The sequence below is a fragment of the Klebsiella sp. 28 genome, from assembly GCF_018223905.1.
GTDB lineage: Bacteria > Pseudomonadota > Gammaproteobacteria > Enterobacterales > Enterobacteriaceae > Klebsiella > Klebsiella pneumoniae.
In genome coordinates, this window is sequence record NZ_JAGRQY010000295.1 from 1 (window position 1) to 743 (window position 743).

The 743-nt window shown below is 63.3% G+C and carries 2 protein-coding genes; one reads left to right on the top strand and one right to left on the bottom strand.

Translation table 11 applies throughout. The features are described from left to right. Positions 1-240 (top strand): nicotinate-nucleotide--dimethylbenzimidazole phosphoribosyltransferase (locus tag KHQ28_RS28485; protein ID WP_211777794.1); only part of this gene is annotated, 240 nt, incomplete at its 5' end. A gap of 42 nt (positions 241-282) precedes the next feature. Here the strand turns inward: KHQ28_RS28485 and KHQ28_RS28490 are convergent. Then, on the bottom strand, positions 283-743 hold a 461-nt coding region (locus KHQ28_RS28490), incomplete at its 5' end, for an adenosylhomocysteinase (RefSeq protein WP_228298309.1).

Below are 743 nucleotides of genomic sequence, written 5' to 3' on the forward strand. Positions count from 1 at the left end.
ATGGCCCCGTCGGCGCACCCTTATCTTATTCCTTCACATCTGTCGGCGGAGAAAGGGGCGCAGATCGCCCTCGACGCGCTGGGTCTGCGGCCGTATCTCGATATGGACATGCGCCTGGGAGAGGGCAGCGGCGCCGCGCTGGCGATGCACCTGCTGGATGCCGCCAGCGTGATGTACAACCAGATGGGAACGCTGGCGCAGAGCAATATTGTGTTGCCCGATAGCGCGCCGTCATCCTGATGGTAAAGCGCATCGTCCCGCGATGGGGGCGATGCGCCGGGTTTACAGGGCCTGCTGCCAGACCGCCTGGGGTAGGAGATAAACCTTCGCCGGGGCGCGCATGCCGTCGGTGACAATATGGCGGATGCCGCTGGCCATCACCGCCAGGGTGACGTCAAAGGCGTTCAGGCTGTCGCCGAAGCCAGCGGTCAGATTGAGCATCGAACCATTGGCCAGCAGATAGACGGTTTTGTCGGCCATGCGGTAGGCATTGATATACGGCATCACCTCTTCCTGGGGGTACTGGCGCAGGTAATCGCCGTCGATCTCTTCCGCCACGTGGCCGACGTTAAGGATAAATACTCCCGCTTTCGCGCGGTCCAGCGCCTGGCGATTAACCACGTTTTTACCGCCTGTCGCCGTGGCCACCACGTCCGCCGAGGCGATAGCCTCCTGGAGGTCCACCACGTGCCAGCCGTCGTAGGCCGCCTGCAGACGGCGGGCAGGATCGATCTCCGCCACCA